This is a genomic window from Enterococcus avium ATCC 14025, from assembly GCF_000406965.1.
In the GTDB taxonomy this organism is placed as follows: domain Bacteria; phylum Bacillota; class Bacilli; order Lactobacillales; family Enterococcaceae; genus Enterococcus_A; species Enterococcus_A avium.
In genome coordinates this window covers 601,463-615,874 of record NZ_KE136357.1, presented here as the reverse complement: position 1 = coordinate 615,874, position 14,412 = coordinate 601,463, and the positions used below count along the sequence as shown (strand labels likewise).

The window sequence follows — 14,412 nt, the reverse complement described above, 5'->3', positions numbered from 1 at the left end:
TAATATAAAAAGGAGTGGAAACATGGAGTCTTATATCATGTCAATCGATCAAGGAACAACGTCAAGCAGGGCAATCGTTTTCGACAAAGCAGGGAAGGAAGTAAGTTCTTCACAGAAAGAGTTCACACAGCATTTTCCAAAACCAGGCTGGGTAGAACATGATGCGAATGAGATTTGGAACTCGGTTCAATCAGTTATTGCAGGCTCATTAATTGAAGGCGGGTTAAAACCCGATCAAATCGAAGGAATCGGGATCACCAACCAACGTGAAACAACGGTCATCTGGGAAAAGGAAACAGGACATCCTATTTATAACGCAATAGTCTGGCAATCGAAGCAAACAAGCGACATTGCTGATGAGCTAAAGGAACAGGGACACTCTGACATGATTCAAAAGAAAACCGGACTGTTGATTGATTCTTATTTCTCTGCAACCAAAGTAAAATGGATCTTGGATCATGTGGAAGGTTCGCGCGAACGGGCAAGAAATGGTGAATTACTATTCGGAACAATCGATACTTGGTTAGTTTGGAAATTAACAGGCGGGGAAGTTCATGTCTCTGATTACACCAATGCCAGCCGGACAATGATGTATAACATCTACGACCTGAAATGGGATCAAGAAATTTTAGACTTGTTAGACATTCCGAAAGAAATCCTGCCAGAGGTAAAATCAAATTCAGAGGTTTATGGTTATACGGCTGATTATCATTTCTATGGTAACAAGGTTCCAATCGCAGGTATGGCTGGGGACCAGCAAGCTGCCTTAGTTGGACAGCTGGCCTTTGATAAAGGGATGGTTAAAAATACCTATGGAACCGGCGCTTTCATCGTGATGAATACAGGGGAAGAACCAATTCTTTCTGAAAACGGATTATTAACGACGATTGGTTATGGCATTGACGGCAAAGTAACTTACGCCTTAGAAGGAAGTGTGTTCGTTGCTGGTTCTGCGATCCAATGGTTGCGTGATGGTTTACGAATGTTCCAAAAAGCACCGCAATCAGAAGATTATGCCAAACGCGTTGACAGCAGTGAAAATGTTTACGTAGTTCCAGCCTTTACTGGACTTGGTGCTCCTTATTGGGACCAGCAAGCACGTGGAGCGATCTTCGGATTGACTCGCGGAACAACCAAAGAGCATTTCATCCGTGCAACCTTAGAATCATTAGCCTATCAAACAGCGGACGTTGTAAAAACCATGAACAAGGATTCTGGTACTGATATTAAATTATTACGTGTGGATGGCGGCGCATCAAAAAATGATCTATTGCTGCAATTCCAAGCAGATATTCTGCAAACCCCAGTAGAACGTGCGCCATATCTGGAAACAACAGCTCTAGGTGTGGCTTATCTGGCAGGTTTGGCTGTCGGCTATTGGAAAGATATTGATGACATTAAGAAATTTGCTTCTGACGGACAACGCTACGAACCAGCGATGGATCAAGACGTGACAGACGATCTATATGCAGGCTGGCAAGAAGCAGTCCAAGCGACGATGCAATATAAACATCAGCCTAAAGAAAAATAAGTGAATACATCAGCTGTACTGGCAACTAAATTTTTATGAGAGAAAAAATTTACGGTACAGCTGATATAGCAACAAAAATTTAAAGGGGATGAGTTTATGGACACGAGTATGTCAACGCAGGTAATTGGAGAAATTATTGGAACGATGGTCTTAGTATTATTGGGAGATGGTGTTGTAGCCGGTGTTAGTTTACGAAAAACAAAAGCAGAAGGAGCCGGCTGGATTGCGATTACCTTAGGCTGGGGCGCCGCTGTTACTATCGGTGCTTATGCTGCAGGTTATATGTCATTTGCCCATTTGAATCCTGCTGTCACAATTGGAATGGCCATTGCTGGGAAAATCGGCTGGGATATGGTTGTCCCATATATTTTAGGACAAATGATCGGTGCTATTATTGGTGCGGTTTTAGTATACATTCACTACTATCCGCATTGGAAGGAAACGAAGGATCAAGCCACAATTTTAGGGGTATTCGCAACAGGACCCGCGATTCGCAGCTTAGGCGCCAACTTGATCAGTGAGATCATCGGGACCTTCATGTTGGTATTTGCTTTATTAGCTTTTGGAATGAGCAAATTTGGTGATGGATTAAATCCAATCGCGGTTGGTATTCTGATCTTAGTCATTGGGCTTTCGCTTGGAGGGACAACAGGTTATGCGATCAATCCAGCGCGAGATCTTGGTCCGCGAATCGCTCATGCGTTTCTGCCGATTCCAAATAAGGGAGGCTCCGATTGGGGCTATGCCTTGGTTCCTATCGCTGGACCAATCATCGGTGGAATTTTAGCTGCATTGCTATTTATGATTTTACCAATGTAGATTTTATGGGGTAATAGAATTTTCTATTACCCTAGTATGCTTTAAATTTAGGACAAGTATAGTATGGAAAAGACGAAAAATATAAAAACCAAACGATTAGTAATTAGGAAATTTATGCCTAGTGATTGGCCAGATTTGTGGGGCTATCTCTCGGATGAACGCGTGGTGAAATATGAGCCTTACGGGCCGATTAATCAGCAGCAGAGTAAGGAGATAGCAAAAAGCCATAGCGAATCGAACGAGTTTTGGGCGGTTTGTCTTGAAGATAAAGTGATTGGAAACATTTATCTTGAGGAGGTAGTGGAAGACAGCTGGGAATTAGGCTTTGTTTTTCATTATGATTATCAACATCAAGGCTATGCGTATGAAGCAGCTTACACAATGATTGATCAAGTTTTCGCACAAGGAGCACATCGGATTTTTGCAGAGTGTCATCCTGAAAATCAGGCGTCATGGAGATTATTAGAGAAGTTGTCATTCACTAAAGAGGGACATCTGAGAAAAAATATTTATTTCAGTAAGCAGCAAGACGGCACGCCACTTTGGCAGGATACACTTATTTATGGGCTACTTAAAGAAGATCAGTCATAAGATTATAAAGGATAAAGTTATTTACAAGGAGGAAGAGCAAGTGAAAAAAATTATCAATGATCCAAAGAATGTCGTGGAAGAAATGGTAAGCGGATTAGTGGGTGCTTATCCTGATTATGTAAAGCAAGTTCCCGAAACACTCGTTGTGGCAAGAAGTGACGATTACGATCAAGTGGCGCTAGTCAGCGGTGGAGGAAGCGGTCATGAGCCTTCACATGCAGGTTTTGTCGGAGATGGTATGTTAAGTGCGGCGGTTTGTGGGCAGGTCTTCACTTCACCGACGCCAGATCAAATTCATGAAGCAATTAAGGCAACCGATAAAGGTAAAGGTACACTAATGATCGTCAAAAACTATTCAGGCGATGTGATGAATTTTGATATGGCAAAAGATTTGGCTGAAATGGATGGCATCGAAGTTGATTCTGTTTTAGTAGATGATGATATTGCTGTGGAAGATAGTACCTACACACAAGGACGTCGTGGTGTCGCAGGAACAGTCTTAGTGCATAAAATTATCGGTGGTATGGCCCGTGAAGGAAAATCTGTTGCTGAATTGGCCAGTTACGGAAAAGAGTTAGTCAAAGATATTAAAACTGTTGGGATCGCCTTATCGGGTGCAACGGTTCCAGAAGTCGGCAAGCCTGGGTTTGTATTGGCTGAAGATGAAATGGAATTCGGTGTGGGAATTCATGGCGAACCAGGTTATCGCCGTGAAAAAATCAAAGGATCAAAAGAAATTGCTGAAGAAATTATCGGAAAGATCAAGGGAGAATTCAATTGGAAATCCGGCGATAAATATGGCTTATTCGTCAACGGAATGGGCGCTACTCCATTGATGGAGCTGTTTATTTTGTTTAACGATGCAAAAGCGATCCTTGCTGAGGAAGGAATCGAACTTACCTTCAGTAAAGTAGGAAATTATATGACTTCCCTTGAAATGGCTGGCGCATCGATCACCCTGATCAAATTAGATGACGAACGGTTACGCTTTTTGAACGAACCAGTTCATACAATTGCGTGGTAATTTAAGAGGTTATATTTAAATAATTGAGCTGGTTGATTTATAATGATCATAAGCTGAACAAAAGAGTATTCAAATCTGCCAGTTCTGCTAAAAGGATGAGAAAACTTATCAAAAGGTAGTTGGCATAGAAATACTGCTAATTTTTCTAAAGGAAATTAGTAGGTTTGTACGAATAAGGAGGCCCATTATGTTTACACCAGAAAATTTGCGAAAAACACTAGAATTATTCAATGAAAAAATTCAAATCAAGAAAGACTATTTGAGTGAGCTGGATACACCAATCGGTGATGGTGACCATGGAAACAATATGGCTCGAGGCATGGATGCGGTGATGGCTGCAGACTTGTCTGGCGATTTGCCGGATATTTTTAAAGCGGCCGCGATGGCGATGATCAGCAAAGTCGGTGGAGCTTCAGGCCCTCTCTATGGCACAGCTATGATGGAAATGATGAAGGCCAGCAAAGAGTCAAATGAACCAGAAATTTTACTGAGAGCAGCGATTGCTGGAATTATGAAACGCGGGAATTCCACTGTCGGCGAAAAAACAATGCTAGATCTGTGGGGACCGGCCGTAGATAATTTAAATAACGGTACATTAAACACGGCTACGCTGGAAATCCTCGTTGAACAAACAAAAAATATCAAGGCAACTAAAGGGCGTGCCTCATATGTCGGGGAACGTTCGATTGGTCATATTGATCCGGGTGCAATGTCATCCGCTTATTTCTTTGAGTCAATGATTGAGGCAGGTGTTTTCAGTGAGTAGAGGTGTGGTATTAGTTTCTCATACGAAAGAAATCCCTGAAGGTTTGAAACGTTTGATCGGCGAAGTTGCCAAAGATGTCCCCATCACAACTGCTGGCGGATTGGAAGACGGCGGTATAGGTACATCAATGGAGCGAATCTCACAAGCAATCGAAGAAAACACAGCCGATGAATTGCTGGCTTTTTATGATTTAGGCAGTGCCAAAATGAATCTAGAAATGGCTATTGAAATGACAGATAAAAAGGTGACATTGTTTGATACAGCCATGGTTGAAAGTGCCTATACTGCTTGCGCATTATTAGCGGCAGATGTCGGCGAAGAGGACATCGAACAACAATTAGCTACATTAAAAGTGAAATAAATGAATTATTGAGGAGTCAATCAAAAGTTGACGCCTCTTTTTATTTTAAACATCATTGAAACTGAAAAAACAATTTTTTTATTGAATATAAAAAAGAAAAAAATTACTTCTCCCTTTGTTGTGCTATCATTTTTTTAAAGGGGGAATCATGATAGAAATGATTAAGAAAACAACGTTGCAAACAGAATTAGTAGATATTCGCAGACACCTTCATCGAAATCCAGAAGTGGGAATGGAACTGCCAGCCACAAAAGATTTTGTTTGGCAGAAATTGGTAGAATATGGCTACGAGCCTCAAAGCTGCGGTAAGATGGGGGTTACCTGTACGATTGGTCAAGGCGAGAGAGTCTTTTTATTGCGTGGCGATATGGATGCGCTTCCGCTTGTAGAGGATACCGACTTGGAATTTCGTTCTGAAAATGGCGCAATGCACGCCTGTGGCCATGACATGCATACGACCATGCTATTAGGGGCAGCGAAGCTTTTGAAAGAACATGAAAAAGAACTGACGGGAGTAGTGAAGCTTCTATTCCAACCAGGCGAAGAGATCTTGCAGGGGGCAAAGGATTGCTTAGATGCGGGGATACTGGAGAATCCTAAGGTCGATGCAGGAGCGATGATCCACGTCTTTCCTTTCAAGAATTTACCATTAAAAAATGTATTTGTCGCACCTGCTGGTACGTTTATGGCTAGCGCCGATTGGTTCGAAATCAAGATTGAGGGTGTTGGCAGTCATGGTTCGATGCCAGAAGTTTCAATCGATCCGATTAATGTCGCGACTAAAATTTATGAGGCATTACAGACCCTGTCTGCACGTGAAATCAGTTCAGCTGAGCGCTTTGTTTTGACAATCGGCGAGTTTGTCGGTGGAACACCTGGTTCATCGAATGTAATTCCAAGTTCCGCATATATGAAAGGCACGATGCGCAGCTTGAAAGAAGAGGTTCGCCAACAAATTAAGAAACGAATGATCGAAATTTCCACATCTATCGGTCAAGCCTTTGGTGCGAAGGTGACCATTGATTTTACTAATGGCTGTTGTAGTAATGAAATTGATCAAACAGTGACAAGAGTGGTCAAAGAGGGACTAGAGAAAGTTTTTCCTTCGAATGTTCTTCAAGAAGCGCCATTGGCAGTTCCAATGATGGGAAGTGAAGATTTTGGTGAAATTAGTCATCGAATTCCAACAACGACGATGTTTATTACGGCTGCCGATACTGAATTAATGCTGCACAACCCGAAGATTGTTTTGGATGAATCCATTTTGGAATTTGGTGCAAATGTCTATGTTGAAGCCGCATTAGCCTATTTAGAAAGTGTCTAGCTTATGGGAAAAAACAAGATTAATCGATCATTGATCCTGATATTTCTCGGATATACCTGTGTGTATTTGGACAAGAACATCATCAGCTTATCAGTCATTCCAATCGCACAGGATTTAGGAATTGATGCAGGACAAAAAGGCTTGATTTTAAGTGCTTTTTTCTTAGGATATACCCTGTTTCAAATTCCCTTCGGCTTTTTAGGCAATCGTCTAGGCAGTCGTAAAATCATGACTTTTGCGATTTTACTAATGGGTGTATTGATGATTTGTTTAGGATTCGGCTTTTCGTTCATCTATTTGATCCTGATTCGTTTTGCGGCGGGTTCATTTGCTCATGCCGGCTATCCTTCGGCAGTCAGCGCGTTTGTTACAAAGGAAGTTGAACCGGCAAAACGAGGTTCAATACAATCCTCAATGATTGCCTCATCCGGTTTTGCTGGAATTGTAGGCGTTGCTAGTTGCACCATTGCTAACTATGATTGGTTGGAAAACGACCTATTTTGTTTATGGCACGATTGTGCTTTTGATTGGATTTCTGATGCTTCGAGGAATTCCGAAAAACAGCGGACAGCCTATCGTTTCTGCTGGTCAATCCAATATTTCTTTTTTTGAAATGATCAAGGATCGGAATGTTTGGATCATGGTTTTGGCTGCGTTCTTCATTAATGCTGCGGTTTATGGGATGACAGGCTGGATTGCTTCCTATTTGGTAGATGAATTCAGTTTGACGATGAATAAAATGGCGATGATGAGCGCGTTGATTGGGTTGGTCATGATGCTCAGTGCAATGTTCGCAGGTTCGATGATCGTTCGTTATTTTAAGGATCGTGAAAAACAAGTAATTTTCGTTGCTTCGGCATTGGGCGGAGTGGTCGCCTTTTTATTATCAAGTAGCTCCTCATTAGTGGTAAGTATGCTTTTGTTGTCGGTGGCAGTAGCTGCTGCGAGTATTAGTTTTGCGACTTTGATGAGTTTACCAGTGAAGCTGTTTGCTGAACGAGAAGTTTCGACTAAGTATTCAATCATCAATGCAATCGGTGTTTCTGGCGGCTTTTTTGCGCCAATGATTATCGGTTGGTTAGTGAATACCAGCGGATCATATGGCGGAGCCTTTACTTTTATTTCATTAGTCTTTGTTTTAGCAGGGGGAGTTTCACTGGTTATTCAGACAAAGGAGAGTAGTAAACAGCCAGTAGAAGAGCTAGAAGGACAAAAATAGAGAGCACACTATAGAAGATAAAAAACAGCAAATCATCTTATTTTGATAATTTGCTGTTTTTTTATCTTCGCTTAGGGAAAGCAAAATCTACTAACGCGTTATTCAAAAACTGGTTGAACTCCTTCATCAATAAGAATGTTTCTACAGTTTCTGAAACAAAATCATCGGAATCAAGTATTTCTTGATCCGTCAAAGGATATTCCAAGTACATGCTCTTATACTTTAGATAATCGGCGATCGGTGAATCGATGTAATTTTCGTAGCCACGCGGCATTCGTTTTAATTGCTTGCCTAGTACGGTAAAGTGTTCAGTAAACACAGGGTTCTGAATGATTGTTAGAAATTCTGCTTCGTGTTCGATGATTGCTTGTCGAATCATTTCAGTTGCTTCGGAAAACATATCGGCGAAAAGACCGCCGCCTAAGAAGGATTGATTGTTGGGTTTTAGAAAAATATAATAGCCTACTGGGATCGGTAATTTTCCCTTTGGTCCAATATGAGCACGAAACACTGGATTATAGGGTGTTTTATCATGGCTGAAGCGTGTATCTCGATTGAGCTTGAAACTTAATTTTTTTGCTGGAATGAATTGGATTTCAGAGTCTTTTTCATGAAGTGCAAGAGAGAGTTCATCCACTAATTGATAGAACTCTGTCACAGCTGTTTTGCGTTGATCTTTAGTTTGCTGAAACCATTCTTGCTGATTGTTTTTCTCTAATGCTGACAAATAGTTGAAAATTTTTTCATAGGTCATAGGTGGCATCCTCCTTGATTAATTCTAACAGTTGTTTGGATTCTAGCAGTTTGCTTAAGAATTTTGGTGGATCAAACGATGATTGGTAATGAGATAAAGCTTCAAAGAGAAGTGTTTGGTTGTCCATAAACTCCATATTTTCTTTTTGCTGCTGAATTTCGACTAAATCAAATTTCTTTAATGATGAATAATCCAGTCTGTTCGGGTTTAGCCGATGTTGCTTGATGGCAAAGGGGACACGTCTTTTACAGTCACATTTACCTCCCGCATGTTCACAATAGTTCTCTAAAAATTTTCCCATTCTTTTTCGAGCTCGCGAAAGTTTCTTGCGGTATGTTTCTGGTGTGATTTGCAGAAGTCCACTAGCCAGCTGACTATTCATTTTGAACATTGTGCCCAGAATAAAAATACAACGATCTTCTGGCTTAAGACATTGGAGCATTATATTTGTACAGGAAAGCTTTAATTCCTCAGCTAATTCATCCTCCTCTAAATCAGAAAAAGCAGATTCCTTGGTAGGCAGCGACTGATCCAAATCTTTTTGCATTAGCTCAAAGGTTAGCTGCTCCTGAAAAGATCGTTTCCTCTGAACTGTAATTAAATGATTGACAGCGATACGATACACCCATGTACTGAAACGACTTTGCTGTTTGAAGGAACCGAGGTTCATAACGATTTTTAATAATATCTCCTGCGTGGCATCCTCCGCATCAAAGATGTTTCCCAGCATTCGTAAAGATAGATTGAAGACACTATCTTTTACTTCGCTTAAAAGCTCCGTTAACGAATTGCTATCCCCGCTCAAGGCGGACTGAATTAGCGCTGTTTCTCGTTCGATGTTCATTATTTTTTTGCCTCCTTTATTCATTAGACAAATAAAAACAATCGATGTGACACGTTTTAGCCCTTTATTTATTATTGTGACAGAATTTTTAAGCCTTTACTATAAATAATCTATTATTGACAACTGATATATACTGTTATACACTGTTTGCGAAGAGGTGGTAGGATCATGAAAATTATTATTCAGCACTCATCGATGACGCCGATCTATGAGCAGCTGGTTGAACAAATTAAGCGTGCAATCATTGAAGGAGAACTGCAGGAAAATGATGTATTACCTTCTGTGAGAGCTTTAGCTAAGGAATTGAAAATCAGTGCGTTAACGGTCAAGAAGGCCTACGATGCACTGGATCAAGAGGGGATGATCGCTACTGTTCACGGAAAAGGAAGCTTCGTTTGTGGAGTAAATCCATCCTTAAAGCGGGAGGAACAACTCAAAGCAATTCAAGATGAATTTGAAGGCGTGGTCAGGAAAGCACGATTAGTTGGAATGAGCGATAAGGAATTGATGGAGCTTTTGGAATTAATACTGGAGGGGTTATAATGCTTAAGCTAAAAAATGTGAAAAAGCGATACCAGAGCTTTGAGTTGGATTGTTCATTGGCTCTTGGTAGAGGTGAGATCGTTGGACTTGTTGGTCGTAATGGTCAGGAAAGAGTACGGCTTTCAAAATTGCACTAGGATTGATAAATCGTGATAACGGAGACGTTGAACTTTTTGGAAAATCAATCAATGAAATTACAGATAAAGATCGACAGAGAATCGGGGCTTCGTTAGGAGAAGTTGGGTTTTATGAACAGTTTACAATCAAAAAAATTGTGTCAGTCTTGCGAAGTTTTTATCCACAATTTGAGAAAAGCTATTTTGTCTCAAAATGCGAAGAATTTCGACTTCCATTAGATAAGCCTTTAAAAGAATTTTCCACAGGGATGAAGGCGCGCCTAAGTGTTTTGATTGCGATTAGTCATAATGCGGAGCTTTTGATTTTAGATGAGCCAACTGCTGGATTGGACGTGGTTGCACGTGGGGAAATTCTAAGACTTTTGCAGGAATACCTTGAGAAAGATGAATCTCGCAGTATTTTAATCAGCTCACACATTTCTAAGGATTTGGAGCAGCTTTGTGATTCCTTGTATTTTATTGATCAAGGAAAAATTATTTTAAATGAGGATACCGACGTATTAATGGATGAGTATGGGATTATAAAAGTAACAGAGGAACAGTATTCTACATTAGATAAGGAATACATCACTAAGATATTACCCGCAAGTTTTGGTTATCAATGCTTGACGAAGCAACGCCAGTTTTATCGTGAAAATTATCCCGAGGTAGCAGTTGAAAAAGCGAATATTGATGAGATTGTTTTTATGATGATGGGAGGGAATTAAGATGAAAGGATTATTTGTGAAGGATCTCTATTTGCTAGAAAAACAAAAATTATTTTTCTTAGCCACGATTTTTTTAACAGTGATGAATGCGCAAAATTTTCAGATGCTTGTGCTTGTTCCGCTTTTTATGTTATTTTTTGTACTGTCGATTATTTTTACTACCATTACCTTAGATGAAACGAATCATGGCTTCTCCTTTTTATTTACCTTGCCTGTCTCTCGAAGGAAGTATGTGTTTCAGAAATATTTATTGTCATATATCAGTTCACTGGCTGCTATATTACTTTCTGTTGGCATTATTTTGATTATGAATATGCTGCAGGGAAGAACGGTTGATATGAAAGACTTAGGCATTGTTTTAGTTGGCATCTTTATTCTCGGCTCTCTGTATATCAGTTTGATCCTGCCCTTTTATTTTAAGTTTGATGAAGGAAAAAGCCGATTGATCATTATAGTTGTAATGGCCATTATTTTCTTTTTTGTTTTCCTAGGCAAAGGCGTATTTGATCGTTTGGGGATTGATATTATGGGGATTTTATTGTGGATTTCTAATGTGCCGATGTGGCTGCTATTTGTTGGAGGGGGAATTGTCGCTATCGTCACTTGTGCGATATCTGTTATTTTATCATTTGGATTTATTGAACAGAAAGAGCTGTAAGCCAGTAGCAGTAACTTGAGTAATTGAATGGAAAATTTTTGAATGAGAGGATCAAATCAACCAGGAGAACCTATCTGGTGTGGTTTGATCCTTTTTTAAAGATATAGCTATTAAAATAATACTCAACACTCTCTTCAACAGTTCGTAGATTTTGCAAAAGTGTTGGAAATAGAGGTCGTTTTTTATAAAGAAATGCCATTTGCTAGCATAGACAGTTCTCGGTATAGGTCTTGCAACATAGGGAATGAATACCATTTTTCAAAAATTATTTAAGGTAGCGGCAAAAAACAAATATTGACTTTGGTGCCGCTTTTTCTATTATAAGAGGAGGGAGGGGAGTGTATTGAAAGAAGAACTGTTAAATTATTTAAAGAACCAAACGGCTTTTCTCGATTTGAATGAATTGAGCGATCTATTTACTGCTTCGAAATTGGCGGAGATTTTTAAAGTGAAACGGAATACGGTAAGCCAGTATTTAAATCAACTAACAGAAAATGGCGAGTTGGTAAAAATAAATTCGCGTCCAGTTTATTATTTTCACAAAGGCGCATTTGAAAAGCAATTTTTTGCATTGAGTACGAATTATTATGAAAGCGTTCAAGCGATCTTATCCGAGCAACCAATGTTTGGAAAAGAACAGGATTTCTTTTCACTTTTGATTGGGCACGACAAAAGCTTGAATCGGGTGATTGAACAAATCAAGGCAGCGCTTAATTATCCGGATGGCGGTTTGCCTGTATTAATTAATGGAGAAAGTGGTACGGGGAAGAGCTATTTAGTTAAATTAATTTATCATTATTGTATTCAAAATGAGTTGATTGCTGAAGATGCGCCTTTCATTACGCTGAACTGTGCCCAATATGCGAATAATCCTGAATTGCTGACGAGTAATCTTTTCGGCAGTATCAAGGGTGCTTATACAGGCGCTGACGCTGATCGTAAAGGGGCGTTTGAAGCAGCTGATGGCGGTATTTTGTTTTTAGATGAGGTCCACCGTTTAAATGCAGAGGGACAAGAGAAATTATTTACTTATTTAGATCAAGGCTTGATTTATCGAATGGGGGATACGAATCACCCGATTAATGTTCAAACTAGATTGTTTTTTGCGACAACGGAAGATTTGACAAGCAATTTTTTGACAACTTTTATTCGTCGGATTCCGATTCAGGTAACGATTCCCTCATTGCAGCAGCGAGCGCGAAATGAACGCCTAGAGCTGATTTATTCCTTCCTAATCAGCGAACAAACGAAAATCAAGCGAGAGCTGGTTATCAGCGGACAAACATTAGAGCTGTTGGCTAGTGGCAGCTTTAAAGGGAATATCGGAGAATTACAGAATATTGTTAAGGTGATGGTGGCTAAAGCTTTTTCAGAAGCGATCCAGAATCAGCAGATCAGACTGACAATCTATCATCTTCCAGAATCGCTGCTTTCTTTGAACAACCAGAATCTGCAAACCTCATTACCTGAAGAAGTATTGATTCATGATGATTCTACGTTGGATAATTTAATGTTTTCCAATAGTCAAAGTCAAAGAAGAGTGGAAGATAGCTTTGCCAAAATGATTTTAGAGTATCAAAAAGCTCAAGGAGATCTAAGCGATTGTCATTTAAAGCTAAAGGAAATTGTTGATCAATTGTTTGATTATTTGCTGTTTGAAACGGATCGGCAGCAAAAGCATGAAATGCTGCTATATTTGACTCAGTATGTGCGGGAAACTTTCCGCCAGATGGAAAGTGCTTATCAAATTAAATTTAACGGCAATAGTGTGTATGCGGTGGGGTATTATTTATTCCAAAGAGGTTCGAGTCGCTGGGTATCAGAAGATAATGAAATCATGGAGCTGATTCGTCAGCTTGAAGTTCAGGTATCGGAGGCGTATCCTGCAAGCTATTATTATGTCCAAAGAATCCTAGAATTGTGCAAACCTAAGATCGATATCGAAATCTCAGCGATGGATCGGATCGTCTTAACCTTGTATTTGAAGAAAGCTGATTGGACGAAAGAGCAGGGAATGACCAAAGCGGTGATCGTCGCCCATGGGTACGCGACTGCCAGCAGTATTGCCAATGTAGCGAATCGCTTTTTGGGAAAAGATATTTTTGAGTCTTTTGATATGCCGCTGGATGTGACTCCTCAGCAGATCGCAGAAGAAATTCTAGACTATAGTGAGAACAACGATATTTCCAATGGCTTGGTCATTTTAGTGGATATGGGCAGTTTGAAGGAAATTTATCAGTTTTTTCCCAAACAGATCAATGTGCCGATTGTGATTATGAATAATGTCACGACACCATTAGCTATTGCGGTTGGAGAAAGTATTATGCACCAGCGAACATTGAATGAGTTGGCAGAAAATTCGGCAGCTGAGGCGGCTTTTGATTGGGAGATCATTTATCCTGAGGAAAATCGCACCAAAGCACTCTTAACCACCTGTCAAACTGGGATCGGAACGGCCAATCAAATTTGCCATTTACTTGAAAAAAGCCTTCCAAGTACCTGCGAGCTAAAGATTTTGCCTTACGAATATCGCGTTTTAGAGGAAAAGAAATTGGATGAAACGGTCTTTTCGATTTATGACGTGTTAGGGATTATTGGTACGGATGATCCTAAAATTGCTGAAGTCCCCTATCTTTCTTTAGAAGAATTAATCTCTGGTGATGAGCAGCAGATTTTAACTGAATGGTTAGCACCTGTGATGACCGTAGAGGAAAACCACATTTTCAACACGAATGTAATTCGTAACTTTTCATTGGAAAAGGTAATCGACTCTGTCACCATTCTAGATACCGATAAAGTCATGAGTGAGATTGATTTATTTATGCGGGATTTGGAGCTTTCGGGAAGAATTCAGCTTTCTAATGCGAAGAAGTTGGCGTTGTACGTGCATGTCAGCTGCTTAATTGAGCGTTTGATCCGAAATGTTCCGATTGAAACCTATGAAGGTTATGCCGATTTGTATCAGTGTCAAAAAGAACGGCTGGAAAGGATCAAACAGGCGTTTAGTGTCATTGAACGAGTTTATAGTGTCACGATACCAGATTCCGAGCTGGCTTATATCTTTGATATCGTTTACAAAAACACGGATACCTCAATGAATGAGGATGAATTTTGATAAAGCAAGCGGTGCGCCA

At 40.1% G+C, this 14,412-nt stretch carries 16 protein-coding genes; 14 read left to right on the top strand and 2 right to left on the bottom strand.

What is annotated here, in order from left to right; genetic code table 11:
- The first annotated feature begins 22 nt into the window (after positions 1-22).
- From glpK to OMU_RS23835, 9 genes are all read left to right on the top strand, one after another.
- Positions 23-1,531 (top strand): glycerol kinase GlpK, encoded by a 1,509-nt coding sequence (gene glpK, locus OMU_RS02940; RefSeq protein WP_016178473.1) that lies wholly within the window; start codon positions 23-25, stop codon positions 1,529-1,531.
- A 96-nt stretch (positions 1,532-1,627) separates the two neighbouring features.
- Positions 1,628-2,350: an MIP/aquaporin family protein gene (locus OMU_RS02935; protein WP_016178472.1), complete on the top strand. Its 723-nt coding sequence runs from the start codon at positions 1,628-1,630 to the stop codon at positions 2,348-2,350.
- Positions 2,351-2,413: 63 nt separating this feature from the next.
- Positions 2,414-2,941, top strand: a complete 528-nt coding sequence (locus tag OMU_RS02930) for a GNAT family N-acetyltransferase (protein ID WP_081638466.1) — start codon at positions 2,414-2,416, stop codon at positions 2,939-2,941.
- A gap of 40 nt (positions 2,942-2,981) precedes the next feature.
- Entirely contained in the window at positions 2,982-3,965 is a 984-nt protein-coding gene (dhaK, locus tag OMU_RS02925) for a dihydroxyacetone kinase subunit DhaK (RefSeq protein WP_034876009.1), read from the top strand.
- Between the two features lie 187 nt (positions 3,966-4,152).
- Positions 4,153-4,731: a dihydroxyacetone kinase subunit DhaL gene (gene dhaL, locus OMU_RS02920; protein ID WP_016178469.1), complete on the top strand. Its 579-nt coding sequence runs from the start codon at positions 4,153-4,155 to the stop codon at positions 4,729-4,731.
- On the top strand, positions 4,724-5,092 hold the full coding sequence (gene dhaM, locus OMU_RS02915; RefSeq protein ID WP_016178468.1) for a dihydroxyacetone kinase phosphoryl donor subunit DhaM: 369 nt from the start codon (positions 4,724-4,726) through the stop codon (positions 5,090-5,092). Before dhaL ends, dhaM begins: the two co-directional genes overlap by 8 nt.
- Positions 5,093-5,240: 148 nt before the next feature.
- The gene (locus tag OMU_RS02910) at positions 5,241-6,416 is read left to right on the top strand and encodes a M20 metallopeptidase family protein (RefSeq protein WP_016178467.1); all 1,176 of its coding nucleotides are present in this window, start codon (positions 5,241-5,243) and stop codon (positions 6,414-6,416) included.
- A gap of 3 nt (positions 6,417-6,419) precedes the next feature.
- A complete protein-coding gene (locus OMU_RS23840) occupies positions 6,420-7,028 on the top strand; it encodes an MFS transporter (protein ID WP_071879945.1) in 609 nt (202 codons plus the stop codon).
- The gene (locus OMU_RS23835; RefSeq protein WP_256184926.1) at positions 6,934-7,635 is read left to right on the top strand and encodes an MFS transporter; all 702 of its coding nucleotides are present in this window, start codon (positions 6,934-6,936) and stop codon (positions 7,633-7,635) included. Before OMU_RS23840 ends, OMU_RS23835 begins: the two co-directional genes overlap by 95 nt.
- Positions 7,636-7,696: 61 nt before the next feature.
- Here OMU_RS23835 and OMU_RS02895 read toward each other — a convergent pair whose 3' ends face one another.
- Together OMU_RS02895 and OMU_RS02890 are read right to left on the bottom strand one after the other, a co-directional pair.
- Entirely contained in the window at positions 7,697-8,389 is a 693-nt protein-coding gene (locus OMU_RS02895; RefSeq protein WP_016178464.1) for a DUF2461 domain-containing protein, read from the bottom strand.
- Positions 8,379-9,233 (bottom strand): RNA polymerase sigma factor, encoded by an 855-nt coding sequence (locus tag OMU_RS02890; RefSeq protein WP_016178463.1) that lies wholly within the window; start codon positions 9,231-9,233, stop codon positions 8,379-8,381. The genes OMU_RS02895 and OMU_RS02890 overlap by 11 nt, the downstream gene beginning before the upstream one ends.
- Before the next feature lie 168 nt (positions 9,234-9,401).
- Here OMU_RS02890 and OMU_RS02885 point away from each other — a divergent pair, with 168 nt between their 5' ends.
- The 5 genes from OMU_RS02885 (at position 9,402) to OMU_RS02870 (ending at position 14,393) form a co-directional block, all read left to right on the top strand.
- Complete coding sequence (locus tag OMU_RS02885) at positions 9,402-9,776, top strand: GntR family transcriptional regulator (protein ID WP_016178462.1); 375 nt, start codon at positions 9,402-9,404, stop codon at positions 9,774-9,776.
- Complete coding sequence (locus tag OMU_RS23310) at positions 9,776-9,913, top strand: hypothetical protein (protein ID WP_016178461.1); 138 nt, start codon at positions 9,776-9,778, stop codon at positions 9,911-9,913. Before OMU_RS02885 ends, OMU_RS23310 begins: the two co-directional genes overlap by 1 nt.
- A 2-nt stretch (positions 9,914-9,915) precedes the next feature.
- Positions 9,916-10,620 carry an ATP-binding cassette domain-containing protein gene (locus tag OMU_RS02880; protein WP_016178460.1) on the top strand — a complete coding sequence of 235 codons (705 nt, stop codon included), beginning with the start codon at positions 9,916-9,918 and terminating at the stop codon, positions 10,618-10,620.
- A 1-nt stretch (position 10,621) separates the two neighbouring features.
- Positions 10,622-11,278: an ABC-2 transporter permease gene (locus OMU_RS02875; RefSeq protein ID WP_016178459.1), complete on the top strand. Its 657-nt coding sequence runs from the start codon at positions 10,622-10,624 to the stop codon at positions 11,276-11,278.
- Positions 11,279-11,621: 343 nt separating this feature from the next.
- Positions 11,622-14,393 carry a sigma-54-dependent transcriptional regulator gene (locus tag OMU_RS02870; protein ID WP_016178458.1) on the top strand — a complete coding sequence of 924 codons (2,772 nt, stop codon included), beginning with the start codon at positions 11,622-11,624 and terminating at the stop codon, positions 14,391-14,393.
- Positions 14,394-14,412: the final 19 nt, after the last annotated feature.

Bases quoted from the DNA above. Each gene is read 5' to 3' on its own strand.
- glpK (WP_016178473.1), top strand. From the start codon at position 23: ATGGAGTCTTATATCATGTCAATCGATCAAGGAACAACGTCAAGCAGG.
- OMU_RS02935 (WP_016178472.1), top strand. From the start codon at position 1,628: ATGGACACGAGTATGTCAACGCAGGTAATTGGAGAAATTATTGGAACG.
- OMU_RS02930 (WP_081638466.1), top strand. From the start codon at position 2,414: ATGGAAAAGACGAAAAATATAAAAACCAAACGATTAGTAATTAGGAAA.
- dhaL (WP_016178469.1), top strand. From the start codon at position 4,153: ATGTTTACACCAGAAAATTTGCGAAAAACACTAGAATTATTCAATGAA.
- OMU_RS02910 (WP_016178467.1), top strand. From the start codon at position 5,241: ATGATAGAAATGATTAAGAAAACAACGTTGCAAACAGAATTAGTAGAT.
- OMU_RS23840 (WP_071879945.1), top strand. From the start codon at position 6,420: ATGGGAAAAAACAAGATTAATCGATCATTGATCCTGATATTTCTCGGA.
- OMU_RS02895 (WP_016178464.1), bottom strand. From the start codon at position 8,389: ATGACCTATGAAAAAATTTTCAACTATTTGTCAGCATTAGAGAAAAAC.
- OMU_RS02890 (WP_016178463.1), bottom strand. From the start codon at position 9,233: ATGAACATCGAACGAGAAACAGCGCTAATTCAGTCCGCCTTGAGCGGG.
- OMU_RS02885 (WP_016178462.1), top strand. From the start codon at position 9,402: ATGAAAATTATTATTCAGCACTCATCGATGACGCCGATCTATGAGCAG.
- OMU_RS23310 (WP_016178461.1), top strand. From the start codon at position 9,776: ATGCTTAAGCTAAAAAATGTGAAAAAGCGATACCAGAGCTTTGAGTTG.
- OMU_RS02875 (WP_016178459.1), top strand. From the start codon at position 10,622: ATGAAAGGATTATTTGTGAAGGATCTCTATTTGCTAGAAAAACAAAAA.